Origin of the sequence: Kribbella sancticallisti (assembly GCF_039530625.1) — a bacterium.
GTDB lineage: Bacteria > Actinomycetota > Actinomycetes > Propionibacteriales > Kribbellaceae > Kribbella > Kribbella sancticallisti.
In genome coordinates, this window is record NZ_BAAAOS010000018.1 from 112,409 (window position 1) to 128,679 (window position 16,271).

A 16,271-nucleotide genomic window follows, 5' to 3' on the forward strand; every position below is an offset into this window, starting at 1 on the left:
GGCCTGCCCGTGGGCATCCTCGACGGCAAGCGCATCCTGGTCGCGGGCGTCACGCTCGACTCCTCGATCGGTTTCGCCACGGCCAAGGTCGCGCAGGAACAAGGCGCCACCGTGCTGATCTCCAACTTCGGCCGCGCGCTCGGCATCACCAAACGGATCGCCAAACGGCTGCCGGTGGAGCCGCCCGTGCTGGAGTTGGACGTCACCGACGAAGCGCATCTGGCCGCCCTGCCGGACGCGATCCGCGAGCACGTGGACGGCCTGGACGGGGTCGTGCACTCGATTGCCTATGGCAACCCGGAGACGATTCTGGGCGGCAAGTTCCTGGACGGACCGTGGGACGACGTGTCCCGCGCCGTGCACGTCTCGGCGTACAGCCTGAAGGCGCTGGCGGTGACGTGTGCGCCGTTGATGAGCCGTGGTGGCAGCATCGTGGGGCTGACCTTCGACGCCACCGTGGCCTGGCCGGGGTACGACTGGATGGGCGTCGCGAAGGCGGCGCTGGAGTCGACCTCGCGGTACCTGGCGCGCGACCTCGGCGCGCAGGGCATCCGGTGCAACCTGGTGTCGGCAGGACCGCTGAAGACCCTGGCCGCGAAGGCGATCCCCGGCTTCGAGAAGTTCGAGGAGCCGTGGCTCGAGCGGGCTCCGCTGGGCTGGGACCCGTCCGATCTGGAGCCGACCGGCAAGACCATCGTCGGCCTGCTCAGCGACTTCTTCCCCTCCACCACCGGCGAGATCATCCACGTCGACGGCGGCTATCACGCGATGGGTGCCTAAGTGCTCACTTCCCTGGTCGAGCTCCGCGTCCTGGACGGGGCCAACCTCTACTTCAGCCGTGCGGCGGTCAAGCTGACCCTCGATCTGACCGCACTGATCGACGCCCCGGCGCCGGCCGCGAAGGCGTACGCGTCGGCGCTCGGTCTCGGCGCCACCCGGCCCGGCCGGATCGGGTCGGGCTTCCGGCAGCGGTTCGCGGTCCGGGTGGTCGGGCACATCGTCCGGCGGATCGCCCGGGAGGCCGGCATCGGCCGGATCGGTGTCCGGGTCCGGTCGGAGTCCGACGTGCACCGGCTCGTCGTCGCTTTCCCGTGGGCGCACGAAGGACGGGCCCGGGCGCTCGGTGCGGCGATCGTCGAGGTCGTCGACGCGTTCGGCTCCGAGGACCTGCCCGACCTCGTCAGCAGTGTGGGTGACCGGGTCCGCAACGAGCCGGCCGGCGACCCGCCGCCGACCCTGCGGCCCAAGGTCCCGGTCGTCGCCGTGACCGGCACGAACGGCAAGACGACCACCTCGCGGATGATCGCGCACATCGGCCGCGCGGCCGGCCTGCACGTCGGCTGGTCGAGCACCGACGGCGTGTACTACGACGGCGAACTCGTCAAGTACGGCGACTTCTCCGGGCCGAGCGGCGCCGGCCAGGTGCTCTCGCAGCCCGGCGTGCAGTTGGCGGTCACCGAGACAGCCCGTGGTGGCATCCTGCGGCGCGGCGTCGGCGTCGCGTACAACGACGTCTCGGTGGTCACGAACGTCACCGCCGACCACCTCGGCCTGGGCGGGATCGACACCGTCGACCAGCTCGCCGAGGTGAAGGCGGTGATCACCAAGATCACCCGGCCGCGCGGCTGGTGCGTGGTCAACGGCGACGACCCGCGGACCTTCGCGATGCGGCTCGACTCGCCGGCCAAGTGCTGGGTCTTCTCCCGGGACCCCGACTCGCCGTCGATCCGGGCCGTGCTCGACGAGGGCGGCCGGGCCACCACCGTGCTGGACGGGTTCATCACCGTGCTCGACCAGTCGAGCGACGCCGAACCGCTGCTGAAGGTCGTCGACGTCCCGATGACGCTGTCCGGCCTGTCCCACTACAACGTGGAGAACGCGCTCGCGGCGGCCTCGGCCGCCCTCGGACTCGGGCTGCCCCGGAACGCGGTGATCGAGGGACTGAGCACGTTCAGCCCGGCGGAGAACAACCCCGGCCGGATGAACATGTACTCCGTCCGCGACTTCACCGTGGTGATCGACCTGGCCCACAACGAGGCCGGGCTCGAGGCGCTGCTGGAGATCATGAACGGCGTCCGCCAGCCGGGCGGGCGGCTGCTGCTCGCACTCGGCTCGCCGGGTGACCGGGCCGACGACATGGTGGCGGCGATGGGTGCGATCGGGGCCCGCGGGGCGGACCGGGTGGTGATCGGGCACAAGGGTGACTACCTGCGCGGCCGGCCGCCGGAGGAGCTGGAGGCCGTCTTCCGGGAAGGCACCAGCTCGGTCGGCGTCGACGACGTACCGTCCTATCCGACCGAGTTGGAGGCGGCCAAGGCGCTGGTCGGCGAGGCGGAGGCGGGTGACGTGGTCGCGGTGATGTCTCTGCAGGATCGGGCGAGTCTTGACGAGTGGTTGCGGTCCGAGGGGGCTACCGTCGATAACCCGGAGACCTTGAAGGCGAAGGTCGAGCGAGCACAGCACTGACCCCCGGACCCCACCGCCCGGGGGCGGAATGGGGTTCCCATGCGCTACTTGTGGTCGATACCGGCGGCGGTGATCGCCTGGTTCGTGGCCGGCTTCGCGCCGACGTACCTGCGCGGGTTGCCGGAGGCATCGTCCACGCTCGTGTCACCCCGGGTGGACCTGCTCGTGCTGGGCGGGTTCGCCGGGGGAGTGCTGGCCGGCCTGATCGTCGGCCGGCTGCGGATCGCGGCGCCGCTGGTCCTGGTCGTTGCCTTCGGCGTCTGGTTGCTGAGCGGGAACCCGCTGTCCGCCAGAGGTTTGCTGGCCACGGTGCTGGTGGCAAGCGTCGTCGGCGCGATCTTCGGTGCGCTGGGCAGCCGGAGTTCGGTGGTCGCCGCGTTCGCGCTGGCCGTGCCGGTCGCCTGGTACGCGCTGCGCCCGGCGGCTGATCTGATGGACTGGCGCTGGCTGTGGCAGTTGAACGGTTTGCTCGTCGCCATCGGTCTCGCCCTCGTCCTGTACGTCGCCTGCTGGCGGCGCGGGTGGTCCTCGGCGTACTACTGGCTGCCGTTGACCGCCGTGTACATCACCGCGTTCGCCCTCGTCGACGGAGTGCAGGCGGTCACCGGAGCGAGTGGTCACAGTACGGACGAGGTCGCGAACGCCGGCACGGACGCTTTCTTCAGCGCGTTCGAGCCGCTGCTTCGCGAGTACTGGCCGTGGCTCGCGCTGGCGGTCCTGCTGGCCATCCCGATGGTCGCGCTGAAGCTTCGGGCCCTGCCGCCGCCACCCCCGCCACGGTCGCCGTACGACGACCGCACGAACGACGCCGTGCTGTCCGACGACCTGGACTGGGTCGACCGCGAAGAGCCGCCGCGGCGGCTGCTTCCGGCGCGCCGGTGAAAACCGTTTTAGTGAAAGCTCAACTATAAACTTCCGAGCGTCAGGGAACCGCCCAACTTCCCGGAGGACTCGTGAAACTTCGTCTCGCCCTCGGAACCGCCACTGCCGCCGCCGTCGTCGCGGTCGGCATCACGCCGGCTTCGGCCTACCAGGACCAGAGCGCCGACGCGTTCGACTGCGTCCAGGGTCTCGCCTGCTTCTACGAAACCACCAGCTTCAGCGGTAAGAGCGTCACCTACGCCAACCCGCCGGAGTCCTGCACCCGACTGCCCTTCGCCCCCGGCTCGCTCTTCAACTGGAGCAGCAAGGACATCTACCTCTACCGCACCGCCGACTGCACCGGCACGGCTTCGCTGGAGCCCGCCAACAACTTCCACAGCTACCCCGGCCGCACCTTCCTGAGCTTCCGCGCCGGCTAACGCCCGTGTCGGAGCCCTAGGTCAGCAGGGTTCGACCGAGCCAGCCGTCTTCGCGGAACCCCGGTGGAATCGCGAAGACGGCCGAGCCGATGGTGGTGGTCCATTCGTTCAGCGCGTCCGCGGCGTCGAGGCGGGCGAGCAGCGGGAGGAACTGGCTGACGATGTCCGCCTGGTAGCTCAGGAAGATCAAGCCGGACTCGCGGGTGGCGCCGGTGTCCTGCACGTAGTTGAGGCCCTTGCGGAAGATCCGGCGCCCGTCGTTCGTGGAGTGGTGGGACAGGCGCGCGTGCGACGTCTCCGCGATCACCAGTCGGCCCTCGGCGTCCCGCTTCTCGAGGTCCAGGTCGTCCTGCTCGACGGACCCGGTCAGCGGTGCGCCGTTGGACAACGTCCGCCCGACCGCGCGCTCCTGCTCGGACCGGGTCAACTCGTCCCAGGTGTCCAGGTTCATCGTGATCCGCCGGACCACCAGCGTCGTACCGCCGGTCAGCCAGCCGTCGGTGGACCAGACCGTGCTGTCGAACTCCGGCGTACCGGGAGCCGGGTTGCCGCTGCCGTCGACCTGGCCGAAGAGGTTCCGCCCCGTGACCGGCTTGCCGTCAGACCCGGTCCCGTTCCAGAACCCGGTCTGCCGCCAGACCGGCCGCGCGAACGGAGCCGCGTCAGCCACCAGGCGCCGTACGGCGTGAACTACCGATACCGGGTCGTCCGCTCCGACGAGCAGGAGCAGGTCACCGCCGGACCACTGGGGCTGCAGCCGGTCGTGCGACATCGCCGGTACTGCGCTGAACCCGCGCGGCTTCTTCGCGGTCAGCCCGGGCAAGGTGAACACCTTCGGCCCGAAACCCACTGTCACGGTCAGCGCGACGTTGGCGACGGCCAACTCCGGCGCGGTGTCGCCGAGCGCGGGGCGACCGGCGCTCAGGGCAACGATGTCCTTGGTCCAGAGCCGCAGCAACCGGCCGAGCGCGGCCTGGTCGTCGGTGCTCGGCAGCAGGTTGAGGGCCACCAGTTCGGCGTGTTTGGGAGAGGCCGCGGCGATGCCCGGCTGGTGGTCGCCGTACGGGTCGATGGTGCGGGCGGCGGCCGGCTGCGCTGAGGCGGGATCGGAGGAGCTGTTGCCTAGTGCAACGGCTCCACCGGTGACCGCGGCACCGGCGGCGGCCGCACCGGCGTAGCCGAAGAGCTGCCGCCGGGAAGGCTTACCGGTCAAGGCGTGCTGGTCGGGGTTGCGGACGGGTGGTAGTGCTCTTCCTCCTCGGTGAACGCCTTCACCGGCACGGTGAGATCGTGCGAGGAACCGTCCGAGAACTTCAACGTCAGCGGTACTTCGTCGCCCGGCTTCAGGGGTTGCTTGAGCTCCATCAGCATGACGTGGTCGCCGCTCGGCTTCAGGTGCGCGTGAGACTCTGCCGGTACGGCGATGCCGCCGGTCTTCTCCCGCATCACCATCTTGCCGTCCTTCATCGCCATCTCGTGCAACTGGACCAGGCCGGCCACCGGAGAGGTTGCCGAGGTCAACTTCACCTCGGACTTGCCCGGGTTGGTCAGCGACATGAACGCCGCCGTCATCGTGATGTCCTTGGCCCCGGCGGTCGCCCGCACCCAGACGTCCTCGACGAGCACGCCAGGGGTGGTCACGGCAGCCTGGGTGGTCGCCGCGTCGGGCTTCTCGTCGGACAATCCACAAGAGGAGAGCAATGCGGGGAGGGCGATGACCAGACCGGCCATCAGCAGCTTCGTCTTCACGGACAGGCCAACGAGGCTCCACCGACCCAAGTTCCCGCGAGCGGGGACACTCGGTGTGTCCCCGCTCACGCATCGCTCAAGAGCCTGACGACTCAGCTTCCGCGCTGCTTGAATCGGCCGGGGCGGTGGCGCCGGCCAGCCCGGTCGGGGACGCGGAGCCGGAGACGGGGTCGGTCGGGGAGGCGGAGGCGGCGTCGGTCGGGGACGCGGAGCCGGAGGCGGGGTCGGTCGCGACGGCCTCGGCCGGCTCGCCGGCCGCGTCCGGCTGGACGAAGTCGGGGTCGCCGCCTTCGTCGCCGGAGCGGGCGCCGGCCTGGGCGAGGTGGGAGACCGACTCCAGGTGTGACAGCACCTGCTGGTGCTGGTCGACGCAGAGCACCACGAGGTCGCCGCGGTTCGACCGAGCCAGTGCGTGCTGCACCGCGGTCAGCTCCTCGAGCACCGTCTCGACCTGCCGGCAGCGGGCGCCGTTCTCCATCGCCGCGCGCACGCCCTCGGTCACCAGTTCGGCCGTACTGCCGCGTTGCCGGCCGCGCAGCCGGGCATCCTCGCGGACGATGACGACGTCGAAGTGCTGCGCCGCGACCTCGCCGAGCTCGCGCATGTCGTCGTCGCGCCGGTCACCCGCGGTCGCGATCACCCCGATGCGGGACGACCGGCCGAGCTCCGACGACGCGTTCAGGCTGTCGCCGAGCTTGTCGACGAAGTCGCCGAGCATCCGCATCGCCGGCGCGTTGTGGCAGTAGTCGACGATCACCGTCCGCCCGTCGACGTCGATCTCGTTCAGCCGGCCGGGGGACAGGTAGTACGACGTGTTGAAGGTCCGCAGCCCCTGCCGGATGTCGTGCAGCGGCGCCCCGGCGGCGAACGCGGCGGCCGCGGCGGCCATCGCGTTCTGCACGTTCATCATCGCCCGCCCGCCGAACGTTGCCGGCAGCAAATGCGTCCAGGCCAGCTGCATCGACCGGCGGCCGTGTTTCATGATGATCATGTCGCCCAGGTCGGACCGCTCCAGTACGACGGCCCGCCCGCCGCGCCGGCAGTGTCCCTCGATGTAGTCGCGCACCTCGGTCCCCGGCTCGGCGATGCTGAACCACACCACCTCGCCCGAGCACTTCCGCCGCATCTTCCGTACCAGCGGATCGTCGGCGTTCAGTACGGCGAACCCGTTCCGCGGTACGGCCTCGACCAGCACGGCCTTCACGTCGGCCAACTGCTCCAGCGTGTCCACCCCGCGCATGCCCAGGTGGTCCGGCTGGATGTTCAGCACCACCGCCACGTCGTTGCGCTCGTACCCGAGTCCCTCCCGCAGGATCCCGCCGCGCGCGACCTCGAACACGGCGAAGTCGACCCGCGGGTTCTGCAGCACCATCCGGGCCGACTTCGGGCCGGACGCGTCCGACCGGATCACCAGCCGCTCGTCGATCACGATGCCGTCGGTGGACGTCATCCCGACCTTGCGGCCCATCCCCTTGAAGACGTGGCTGATCATCCGCGAGGTGGTCGTCTTGCCGTTCGTCCCGGTCACCGCGACGATCGGGATCCGGCTGGTCGCGCCGGGTGGGAACAGCATGTCCACCACCGGCTTGGCGATGTACTGCGGGTCGCCGATCGTCGGGTTCGTGTGCATCCGGAACCCGGGCGCGGCGTTCACCTCGCAGATCGCGCCGCCGGTCTCGCGGACCGGCTGGGTGATGTCGGGGCAGATGAAGTCGATGCCGGCGATGTCCAGCCCGATCATCCGGGCCGCCTCCTCGGCGATCTCGACGTTCTCCGGGTGCGCCTCGAAGGTGCGATCGATCGAGATGCCGCCGGTGGACATGTTGCCGGTGAGCGTCAGCTTCACCATCGTGTCCTCGGGCGGCACGTCGTCCATTTCGAAGCCCTGCGTCCGGACCAGTTCGCGCGCCGCCGCGTTCACCGTGATCCGGGTCAGGATCTTCTCGTGCCCGACGCCGCGCCGCGGGTCGGCGTTGGTGATCTCGACCAGTTCGGCGACCGTGTGCACGCCGTCGCCGACCACGTGCGCGGGCACCCGCTCGGCGATCGCCTCCATCCGCCCGTTGATGATCAGGCAGCGGTAGTCCTTGCCGGTGACGAAGTTCTCCACGATCACCGAACCGCGCCGGGACTGCTCGGCCGCGATCGGGAACGCCTCGCGCAGTTCGTCGGCGTCCTTCAGATTCAGGCAGACGCCGCGGCCGTGGTTGCCGTCGAGCGGCTTGCAGACCACCGGATAGCCGATCTTGTTCGCCAGCTGGACCGCGTCCTCGACGTCGCGGACGGATCCCGACCGCGGTACCGGCAGGCCCGCCGAGGCGAGCAGCCGGGTGGTCAGGTCCTTGTCGCTGGCAACGTCCACCGCGATCGAGCCGGTCTCGGACGTCATCGTGGCCCGGATCCGCTTCGCGTGCACGCCCTGGCCGAGCTGGACCAGGCTGTACTTGTTCAGCCGGATCCACGGGATGTCGCGCGACATCGCCTCGTCGACGATCGCCTGCGTGGACGGCCCGAACGCGGTCCGCTCGGCCTGCTTGATGAACCGCTCGAGCTCGGTGGTGAAGTCGAATTCGGGGTCCGGCTGGACCAGGTGGTTGACGAACCGGACGGCGAGCTCGCCCGCGGCCAGGCCGACCGCCTCGTCGGCGTACGAGTAGATGATGTTGTAGCGGCCCGGCACGCCCTTGACCTGACGGGTCTTGCCGCGCCGCAGGTCGTGGCCGGCCTCCTGCTGCAGTTGCAGCGAGACGTGTTCGGCGATGTGACCGAGCCAGGTGCCTTCGTGCAGCCGCTCGATGAAGCCGCCGCGCCGGCCGCGCGAGCAGTGGTGCTGGTCGAGCCGGGGCAGGTGCTCGAGCAGGCGTTCGGTGAACCCGTCGATCGTGTTGGACGGGAAGTTCTCCAGCGACCCCAGATCGACCACCAGATGGATGGCCGGGTCGTAGCTCCACACGTTCGGTCCTCGGTAGACCCGGGTCTCGATGATCTTCAGGTCCGGGCTGGGAGTGCCGTGCGTCTGCTGCTGGGCGGTTTCGGTCATGCGGTCCCACTGTCTGGTAGCGGATCGGTGTCTGGTCGGCTGAGTTCGGCGCCCGCGCCCAGAGGCTCGGTCGCCTCCGGTCTGGACTGCCCGGCGGCCGAGGATCTGGTCCTCGGCGGCTGGGCCGTCTTGGCGGTACGGCGGCCCGCCCGCCGCTTGCGCTCGGCGTAGTACGCGGGTGACACCCCCTCGGCGGCGATCTCGGAGGCGAGCTTGCGCAGGTCCGCCTCGGCCGCCTCGATCTCGGCCAGTTCCTCCGCGGGCGGCTGCGGCCCGTAGGACAGCAACGCTCGCGCCTTCAGGTCGAACGTCGCAGTTGCCGGCAACACGTGCAACACGACACCCGACGCCAGGATCGCCTCGGACCGCTTCGCGTAGTGCGCGTTCGAGGTGATCCGGCTGCCGTCGAAGATCGTCACCGCACCCCGCCCGACGACTTCCAGATGAGACCCCCGTACTACGGCCGCCGTGTCCTCGTCGACGCCGATCCCGAGCAGCCCGGGGGACTGCGCCACCAGCGACAGCAGCCGGCCGTACCGGTTGCGCTGGGCGAAGTGCTGGTCCACGATCGCGCCCTGGACCAGGCCGAGTCCGCCGGCCAACTGGCTCATCCGCTGCCGCGGGGTCGCCCCGGACCGCCCGAACGCGATCATGTGCTCGGCCAGGATGCTCGCGCCCGCCGACGTACCACCGACGGCCGCGCCCCGGGCATGCGCCGCGGTCACGGCCCGGCCGAACGCAGTACCGGTGACGACGCCGCTCAGCTTCAACTGGTTGCCGCCGGTCATGAAGATCCCGGTCGCCTGGTTCAGCGGCTCGATGAAGGCCGGGTCGTCGGCGTCCTCCCGATTCTCCGGCCGTACTCCGACGACGCCGGCGGCTCCGAGCGCGGCGAACAGAGCCGAGTACACGTCGATCACGTCCGGACCCAGCGTGGAGGCGGTCGGAACCACCACGATCCGCGCCCTCGACCCACCCGCCGCCTCGACGAACTCCTGCAGAACCAGCCGCTTCTTCAGCTTGTCCTCGGCACCACCGATGGCGAACAGGGCTCCAGGCCCGCTCGTCGTCACCCCACCCTGCTGTTCAGACATAGCCGAAGAATAGGTGGTGCCGGGCGGTTCGCCCGGCACCACCTGCGCGATCAGTGGGCGAAGGTGAACCAGTTGACGTTGACGAAGTCGGCCGGTTGGCCGCTGGTGAAGGTGAGGTAGACGTCGTGGACGCCGGTCACGTTGGTGATGTTGGCGGGGACGGAGCGCCAGTTCTGCCAGCCGCCGGTGTTGGCGATCGCGAAGCTGCCGATGGGGGCGTTGGATCTGCTGTCGAGGCGGACCTCTACCAGGCCGCTGACTCCGCCTGCGGCGCCCGAGGCGACTCGGCCGGTGAACTGGCGGGCGGCTGAGCTGCCGAAGTCGATGCCGCGGTACATGGCCCAGTCGCCGTTGCCCAGTTGCATCAGGTTCTGGCCGCCGCCGGAGTCGGTGGTGGTTTCCACGCCGGTGCCGCCTTGCTGGGTGTAGGACTCGGCCTGGATGGTGCTGTACGCGCTGCTACCGCCGGGCGGGGGAGTCGTGGGCGGCGTAGTGGGCGGGGGCGTCGTACCGCCGCCGCGCGTCGAGACGGCCACGTAGTCGACGAGCATCGGATGACCGGGCACGGTCGAGGCTCGCGGGGTCGGGCCGTTGAGGGCGTCGGGGAAGGCGCCGCCGATCGCCAGGTTCAGCAGGAGGAAGTAGCCCGCGTGCGACGTCATGTTGTTCCAGGTGTCGGCCGGGAGTTGGCCTTGGCTGACCGAGTGGAACTGCTGGCCGTCGACGTACCAGCGGAACTGGTTGGGGGAGATACTCGTGTCCCACTCGAACCGGTAGGTGTGGAACGCGGACTGGCAGGACGCGCCCGGGCAGGCCCGGCTGTTTGCGATGCCGCTCGTCTCGTTGCAGGGTCCGCCGGGGTTCACGCCGCAGTGCAGCACGCCCCAGACGGAGTTGATCCCGTTGACGTTCTCCATGATGTCGAACTCGCCGATACCCGGCCAGTTCCAGTAGTTGCCGCGGTACGGCTGGCCGAGCGCCCAGAAGGCCGGCCAGTAGCCGAGGGCCGCGTCGCCGGTCACGTTGGGCATCTGGATCCGCGCCTCCATCGCGACCGTGCCGCCGGACGGTGGCTTGAAGTCGCTGCGCTGGGTCTCGATTCGGGCCGAGGTCCAGTTGCCGGCGCCGTCGCGCAGTGGGGTGATCTTGAGGTTCCCGGCGCCGTCGAGGGAGAGGTTGTTCGGGCTGTTGGTGTAGTTCTGGATCTCGCCGGTGCCCCAGTTGCCGGGACCGCCGGGGTAGCCGTGGCCGGTGTCGATGATCCAGTTGGCGCTCGACGGCAACGAGCCGCCGGCGCCGTTGAAGTCGTCACTCCAGACCGTCGTCCAGCCGGCCGGCGGTGGCGGCACACTGGCCTCGGCGGCGACGGTCAGCGCGCCGACGACGAGGACCGGGGCGAGCAGGGCGCTCAGGATCGTGCGGCGACGTGTGGATGGTTGGTTCGGGCGGGAACGCATGATGACCTCCACGGTCAGGGCCGAGCGCCTTCACCAGAACGACGCCGGGCAGGTGAGTGCGTACATGAGAGCGCTCTCATCTCCCTGTGTCAACGCTTCATCACCGAAAAGACCTCAGGGAACGTTCCCGCCGCGTCAATCAGGCCGACTGGCTCAGTGATCGGCGGCGCGTGCGTCCGCGGCTTCCACCTCTTCGCGGCTGATGCCGAGCAGGTAGAGGATCGTGTCCAGGTAGGGGACGCTCAGGTGGGTGTCGGCTGCCGCGCGGACGACGGGCTTGGCGTTGAAGGCGATGCCGAGGCCGGCGACCGCGAGCATGTCGAGGTCGTTGGCGCCGTCGCCGATCGCCACGGTCTGGGACAGCGGGGTGTCGGAGGACTCCGCGAACCGGCGCAGTGCGGTCGCCTTGCCGGCCCGGTCGACGATGTCGCCGACCACCTTGCCGGTGAGCTTGCCGTCGACGATCTCCAGCACGTTCGCGGCCGCGAAGTCGATGCCGAGGTCGGCCGCGAGCTTGTCGGTGATCTGGCTGAAGCCGCCACTGACGATCGCGAACTTGTACCCGAGCCGCTTCAGCGTCCGTACCAGCGTCCGCGCGCCCGGTGCCAGTTCGATCGCCTCGTACACCGCGTCCAGCGCGGACGCGGGCAGGCCTTCCAGTGTGGCCACCCGATGCCGCAGCGACTCGGCGAAGTCGAGTTCACCGCGCATCGCCTGCTCGGTGACCGCGGCGACCTCCTCCTCGCGGCCGGCGTGGGCGGCGAGCATCTCGATCACCTCGCCCTGGATCAGGGTCGAGTCGACATCCATCACGACCAGCCGCTTGGCGCGCCGGTACAACCCACCTGCTTGTACTGCGACGTCGAGCCCCTGGGTCACCCCTTCGAGCGCCAGGATCGCGCGTAGCGAGTCCGGTTCGGCACCGGAGACGGCGATCTCCATCGCGGTCACCGGGTAGCGGGCCATCCGGCTGATCCGGTCGATGTTCGCGCCGGTGTCCGCGATCCGGCCGGCGATCGCGGCGAACCCGGCGGCGGTGAGCGGGTTGCCGATCACGGTGACCTGGGTCCGGCCCTTGCGTCGCGGCTCGTTGTCGCCGAACCCCTTCTGGACCTCGATCTCGACCTCGAGGCTGTCTGCCAGCAGCTTGAGCTCCTTCTTGAGCTCCTTGTGGTCCCGCGGCGCCGTCAGCAGTACGCCGAGCACGAGCCGGCCACGCAGTACGACCTGTTCGGCGTCGATCACGTCCAGGCCGCGGACCGCCAGCGTGGACAGTACTGCGGAAGTCAAGCCCGGCCGATCCGTACCGGTCAGAGTGACCAGCAGGGTGGGGCGGTCCAACGGGGGCGTCTCGTGCTCAGCCTGTCCTGTCATGTCAAGGCCTCACGCTACCTATGAATGGTCAACGGAGGGTGGGCGGTCCACATGCCGCGACGAGCGCGCGCCGGGCCGCGGCGGCCAGGTCGAGCAACGTACGGCGTCGGGCGTCCGCCTCGGCGCCGGTGACCGCGGCGCCGTCGTCCTCCAACGCGGCGTCGGCGATCGCCAGCAGCCGCCGGGCCGTCGCCGCCGTCTTGACCGCGCGGGCTTCGTAGCCGGGGGCAAGCTCGTCGCCCTTGCCCGAACCGATCCGCCGGATGTCGATCAACGCGTCCGCGACCTCGGGCTTCCACTGGGCCACGTCGAGTGCGGCCAGCGACTCGGCCGCCTCGATCAGTGCCGCCCGCAACCCGCGGTCGGCCTCGCCGAAGTCGGCCGGCGGCGGGCTCGTCGCCGGCAGCACGGTCCACTGCACAGCCGGCCCGACGTACGCCGGTACGAGGCCGATCTCGGCGCCGGTCAGTACTACGGCCTCGCCCGTCTCCAGTGCGGCCTCGTTGAACGGCGGTGGTCCGGCCAGGCCGATCGGGTCGCCCGGGATCGGCAGCGCGAGGTGGGCCTGGGTGACGCCGGCGGCGCGCAGCAGGTTGAGGGCCACCGGCAACGTCGCCGGCTCGGGGTGCGCCGCGAGGCCGGAAACGTGGTGCCCGACATCCTCGCCGAGGATCTTGTGCGCGGCGGTGTCCGGATCGCAGGCGCCGGTCAGCATCGCGTTCGTCCAGACGGTGAAACGCACCGAGGCGGCAGTGGTCAGCACGCCGGCCATCATCCCATCCACCCGCCTACGCCCCGACACCCCCAGGGTCGCCGCGGGCTTTCTCGAGCGACCCCGGCACTACCACCCCCGGGCTGTTCGGCACGCAAGCACCAGGGCCGGCGCGGGTCTTCGCGAGCGACCCCGGCACTACCACCCCCGGGCTGTTCGGCACGCAAGCACCAGGGTCGGCGCGGGTCTTCGCGAGCGACCCCGTAGGTTTTGGTCCATGACTGCAGTGGTGGAGCTGGCCGGCGTCTCGATCGTCCGCGGTGGTGCGCGTCTGCTCGACGGCATCGACTGGTTCGTCGACGAGGCCGACCGGTGGGTGGTGATCGGCCCGAACGGCGCCGGCAAGACGACGCTGTTGCAGATCCTGGCGGCCCAGATGCACCCGACCACCGGCGTGGTCGGGCTGCTCGGCGAGGTGCTCGGCGCGATCGACGTGTTCGAGCTGCGGCCCCGGATCGGCCTGACCAGCGCCGCTCTCGCCGACCGGCTGCCCCGGTCCGAGCGGGTCTCCGACGTCGTCGTCTCCGCGTCGTACGCCGTACTGGGCCGGTGGCGCGAGGAGTACGACGAGCTGGATCACCAACGGGCCAAGGAACTGCTGACCGAGCTCGGCATCGGCCAGCTCAGCGACCGCACCTTCGGCACCTTGTCGGAGGGGGAGCGCAAGCGGGTCCAGATCGCCCGGGCGCTGATGACGGATCCCGAGCTGATGCTGCTCGACGAACCGGCCGCCGGCCTGGACCTGACCGGGCGCGAGCATTTGGTCCGCTCGCTGAGCTCGATCGCCACCGCCGAGGGTTCGCCGGCGATGGTGCTCGTCACCCACCACGTCGAGGAGATCCCACCCGGCTTCACCCACGCCATGCTGCTGAAGCAGGGCGGGATCGTCTCAGCCGGCCCGATCGAGCAGGCCCTCACCGCGCAGACCCTGTCCGACACCTTCGACCTCGCCCTGAGCCTCGACCACCAGGACGGCCGGTACTTCGCCCGCGCCCTCTGACGAGCCCGCCCCTCTGAGGAACCCGTGCTCTGAGGAACCCGTGCGTTCCGGCGAACTCGCTCGCTCTGACGAATCCGTGGGGGTCCGCCGCGCGTCTCAGCGGCGGTGGGCCTGCCGGAGGTCCTGATCGCGGATAGAGTTGGCAAATGATGGATTGGCTGCGGGACAACGTCTGGGCGGCGTGGCTCACCCTCGCCGCCGCGCTCGGTCTGGCGGAGCTTGCCTCGCTGGACTTCACCCTGCTGATGCTGGCCGCGGGCGCGGTCGCCGCAGGCGGCGTGGCGGCGGTGTTCCCCGGGCTGCTGTGGTTGCAGATCGTCGTCGCGTTGCTGACCGCGGGCGCGATGCTCGGCGCGATCCGCCCGCTGCTGAACCGCAAGTTCCACCACGGCCCCGAGCTGAAGACCGGGTCGGCGCACGTGATCGGCCGCAGTGGCGTGGTGGTGAAGGAGATCCACCCCGACGGCGGTGGCTCGATCAAGCTGAGCGGCGAGCTGTGGACCGCCCGTCCGTACGACGAGGTGTCCACCATCGCCCCCGGCACTCGCGTCGAGGTGATGTCGATCGACGGCGCGACCGCGGTCGTCTATCCGATCGGCGAACCGCTCAACCACCGCCACCCGGAGCTCGGCAACAACCCGGACGCCGAACCCCCGAAGTGATCCGTCGCCGCGCCGTCGTGCTCGCTTGAGCGGCGCTGCGCGCGAAGTACTGTCGGACTTGAGGACATCGTTGCCGTCGTTGTCGCTTCAGGGACCTCCCGGATCGTAAGGGAACCGTTGCCCGGAGTGGACCGTCGATAGGAAAGACTGTCCGTCCTGAGGGTTCTTCGAGTGGGAGGGTCTAGTGACCGCGTTCCTCATAGTGCTGGCTTTGGTCGCCTTACTGGTGGTCGTCACACTGATCAAGTCCGTCCGGGTCGTGCAGCAGCAGACCGTCGGCATCGTGGAACGGTTCGGGAAGTTCAAGGTCGGCTTGCAGCCGGGCCTGAACCTGCTGACCCCGTTCGTCGACAAGGTGCGCTACACGATCGACATGCGCGAGCAGGTGGTCGCGTTCCCGCCGCAGGGTGTCATCACCGAGGACAATCTGATGGTGTCGATCGACTCCGTCATCTACTTCCAGGTGAACGACCCGGTCCGGGCGACGTACGAGATCTCCAACTACATCCAGGCGATCGAGCAGCTCACCATGACGACGCTGCGAAACATCATCGGTGGCATGGATCTGGAGCAGACGCTGACGAGCCGCGAGGAGATCAACGAGAAGCTCCGCTACGTCCTCGACGAGGCGACCGGCAAGTGGGGCATCCGGGTCAACCGGGTGGAGTTGCGCTCGATCGACCCGCCGCCGTCGATCCAGGACTCGATGGAGAAGCAGATGCGCGCGGACCGCGACAAGCGCGCCGCGATCCTCACCGCCGAAGGTATGCGGCAGTCGGCCGTCCTTTCGGCCGAGGGCCAGAAGCAGTCCGCGATCCTCACCGCGCAAGGTGACCGGGAGTCCCGGATCCTCCGCGCCCAGGCCGAGCGGGAAGCCCGGATCCTGAAGGCGCAGGGTGAGGCGCAGGCCATCACCACGGTCTTCAACGCGATCCACGCCGGCAAGCCGGACCAGGGCCTGCTGGCCTATCAGTACCTGCAGATGCTGCCGTCGATCGCTCAAGGCGACTCGAACAAGCTGTGGATCATCCCGAGCGAGATCGGCAAGGCGATGGAGGGTCTCGGCAGCGCCGTCGGCCAGATCGCCGGCATCACCCAGAAGGCCGAAGGCCCGTTCCCCGAGCCTGACCTGGGCGACGCGCACGCGGTCGAGGTCGAGAGTGGGATGGGTACCGCGGCGACTCCGGACGCCGCGGTGGCCGAGGCCGACAACGCCGTACAGGAAGCCATCGCCGCCGCGCAGAACGCGGCGGTCAGTTCCCGCAGCCAGCAGGCCACGCCGCCGGCCGTGACCTCGGCTCCGGTGCAGGACAACCCGCCGCAGGCCGAGCCTCCGCTGGAGCGCTGACCTCCGGT

At 69.9% G+C, this 16,271-nt stretch carries 14 protein-coding genes; 7 read left to right on the forward strand and 7 right to left on the reverse strand.

Going from position 1 to position 16,271, the window contains the following annotated elements:
- Window positions 1–9: 9 nt before the first annotated feature.
- The 4 genes from fabI (at window position 10) to ABD255_RS10915 (ending at window position 3,767) form a co-directional block, all read left to right on the forward strand.
- Entirely contained in the window at window positions 10–780 is a 771-nt protein-coding gene (fabI, locus tag ABD255_RS10900) for an enoyl-ACP reductase FabI (protein WP_425554404.1), read from the forward strand.
- On the forward strand, window positions 781–2,466 hold the full coding sequence (locus tag ABD255_RS10905) for a Mur ligase family protein (protein ID WP_344212551.1): 1,686 nt from the start codon (window positions 781–783) through the stop codon (window positions 2,464–2,466).
- Window positions 2,467–2,505: 39 nt separating this feature from the next.
- The gene (locus ABD255_RS10910) at window positions 2,506–3,348 is read left to right on the forward strand and encodes a hypothetical protein (RefSeq protein ID WP_344212553.1); all 843 of its coding nucleotides are present in this window, start codon (window positions 2,506–2,508) and stop codon (window positions 3,346–3,348) included.
- Between the two features lie 71 nt (window positions 3,349–3,419).
- Complete coding sequence (locus tag ABD255_RS10915) at window positions 3,420–3,767, forward strand: peptidase inhibitor family I36 protein (RefSeq protein ID WP_344212555.1); 348 nt, start codon at window positions 3,420–3,422, stop codon at window positions 3,765–3,767.
- Window positions 3,768–3,783: 16 nt separating this feature from the next.
- On the opposite strand, the gene ABD255_RS10920 is transcribed toward ABD255_RS10915, so the two are convergent.
- The 7 genes from ABD255_RS10920 to ABD255_RS10950 all read right to left on the reverse strand — a co-directional run bounded on the left by ABD255_RS10920 (window position 3,784) and on the right by ABD255_RS10950 (window position 13,253).
- Window positions 3,784–4,980 (reverse strand): Dyp-type peroxidase, encoded by a 1,197-nt coding sequence (locus ABD255_RS10920; RefSeq protein ID WP_344212557.1) that lies wholly within the window; start codon window positions 4,978–4,980, stop codon window positions 3,784–3,786.
- A complete protein-coding gene (locus tag ABD255_RS10925; protein WP_344212559.1) occupies window positions 4,977–5,516 on the reverse strand; it encodes a copper chaperone PCu(A)C in 540 nt (179 codons plus the stop codon). The genes ABD255_RS10920 and ABD255_RS10925 overlap by 4 nt, the downstream gene beginning before the upstream one ends.
- A gap of 76 nt (window positions 5,517–5,592) precedes the next feature.
- On the reverse strand, window positions 5,593–8,556 hold the full coding sequence (gene cphA, locus ABD255_RS10930; RefSeq protein WP_344212561.1) for a cyanophycin synthetase: 2,964 nt from the start codon (window positions 8,554–8,556) through the stop codon (window positions 5,593–5,595).
- Entirely contained in the window at window positions 8,553–9,650 is a 1,098-nt protein-coding gene (locus ABD255_RS10935; protein ID WP_344212563.1) for a cyanophycinase, read from the reverse strand. Before ABD255_RS10935 ends, cphA begins: the two co-directional genes overlap by 4 nt.
- A 50-nt stretch (window positions 9,651–9,700) precedes the next feature.
- Window positions 9,701–11,107: a glycoside hydrolase family 16 protein gene (locus tag ABD255_RS10940; RefSeq protein WP_344212565.1), complete on the reverse strand. Its 1,407-nt coding sequence runs from the start codon at window positions 11,105–11,107 to the stop codon at window positions 9,701–9,703.
- A 153-nt stretch (window positions 11,108–11,260) separates the two neighbouring features.
- Window positions 11,261–12,481 (reverse strand): phosphoserine phosphatase SerB, encoded by a 1,221-nt coding sequence (gene serB, locus ABD255_RS10945; protein ID WP_344212567.1) that lies wholly within the window; start codon window positions 12,479–12,481, stop codon window positions 11,261–11,263.
- Between the two features lie 28 nt (window positions 12,482–12,509).
- Window positions 12,510–13,253: a hypothetical protein gene (locus ABD255_RS10950; RefSeq protein WP_344212569.1), complete on the reverse strand. Its 744-nt coding sequence runs from the start codon at window positions 13,251–13,253 to the stop codon at window positions 12,510–12,512.
- A gap of 217 nt (window positions 13,254–13,470) precedes the next feature.
- Between ABD255_RS10950 and ABD255_RS10955 the strand changes: the two genes are divergently transcribed.
- The 3 genes from ABD255_RS10955 (at window position 13,471) to ABD255_RS10965 (ending at window position 16,263) form a co-directional block, all read left to right on the forward strand.
- Complete coding sequence (locus ABD255_RS10955) at window positions 13,471–14,253, forward strand: ABC transporter ATP-binding protein (RefSeq protein WP_344212571.1); 783 nt, start codon at window positions 13,471–13,473, stop codon at window positions 14,251–14,253.
- Window positions 14,254–14,399: 146 nt separating this feature from the next.
- The gene (locus ABD255_RS10960; RefSeq protein ID WP_344212573.1) at window positions 14,400–14,915 is read left to right on the forward strand and encodes an NfeD family protein; all 516 of its coding nucleotides are present in this window, start codon (window positions 14,400–14,402) and stop codon (window positions 14,913–14,915) included.
- Window positions 14,916–15,099: 184 nt separating this feature from the next.
- Window positions 15,100–16,263 (forward strand): SPFH domain-containing protein, encoded by a 1,164-nt coding sequence (locus ABD255_RS10965; RefSeq protein WP_344212575.1) that lies wholly within the window; start codon window positions 15,100–15,102, stop codon window positions 16,261–16,263.
- Window positions 16,264–16,271: the final 8 nt, after the last annotated feature.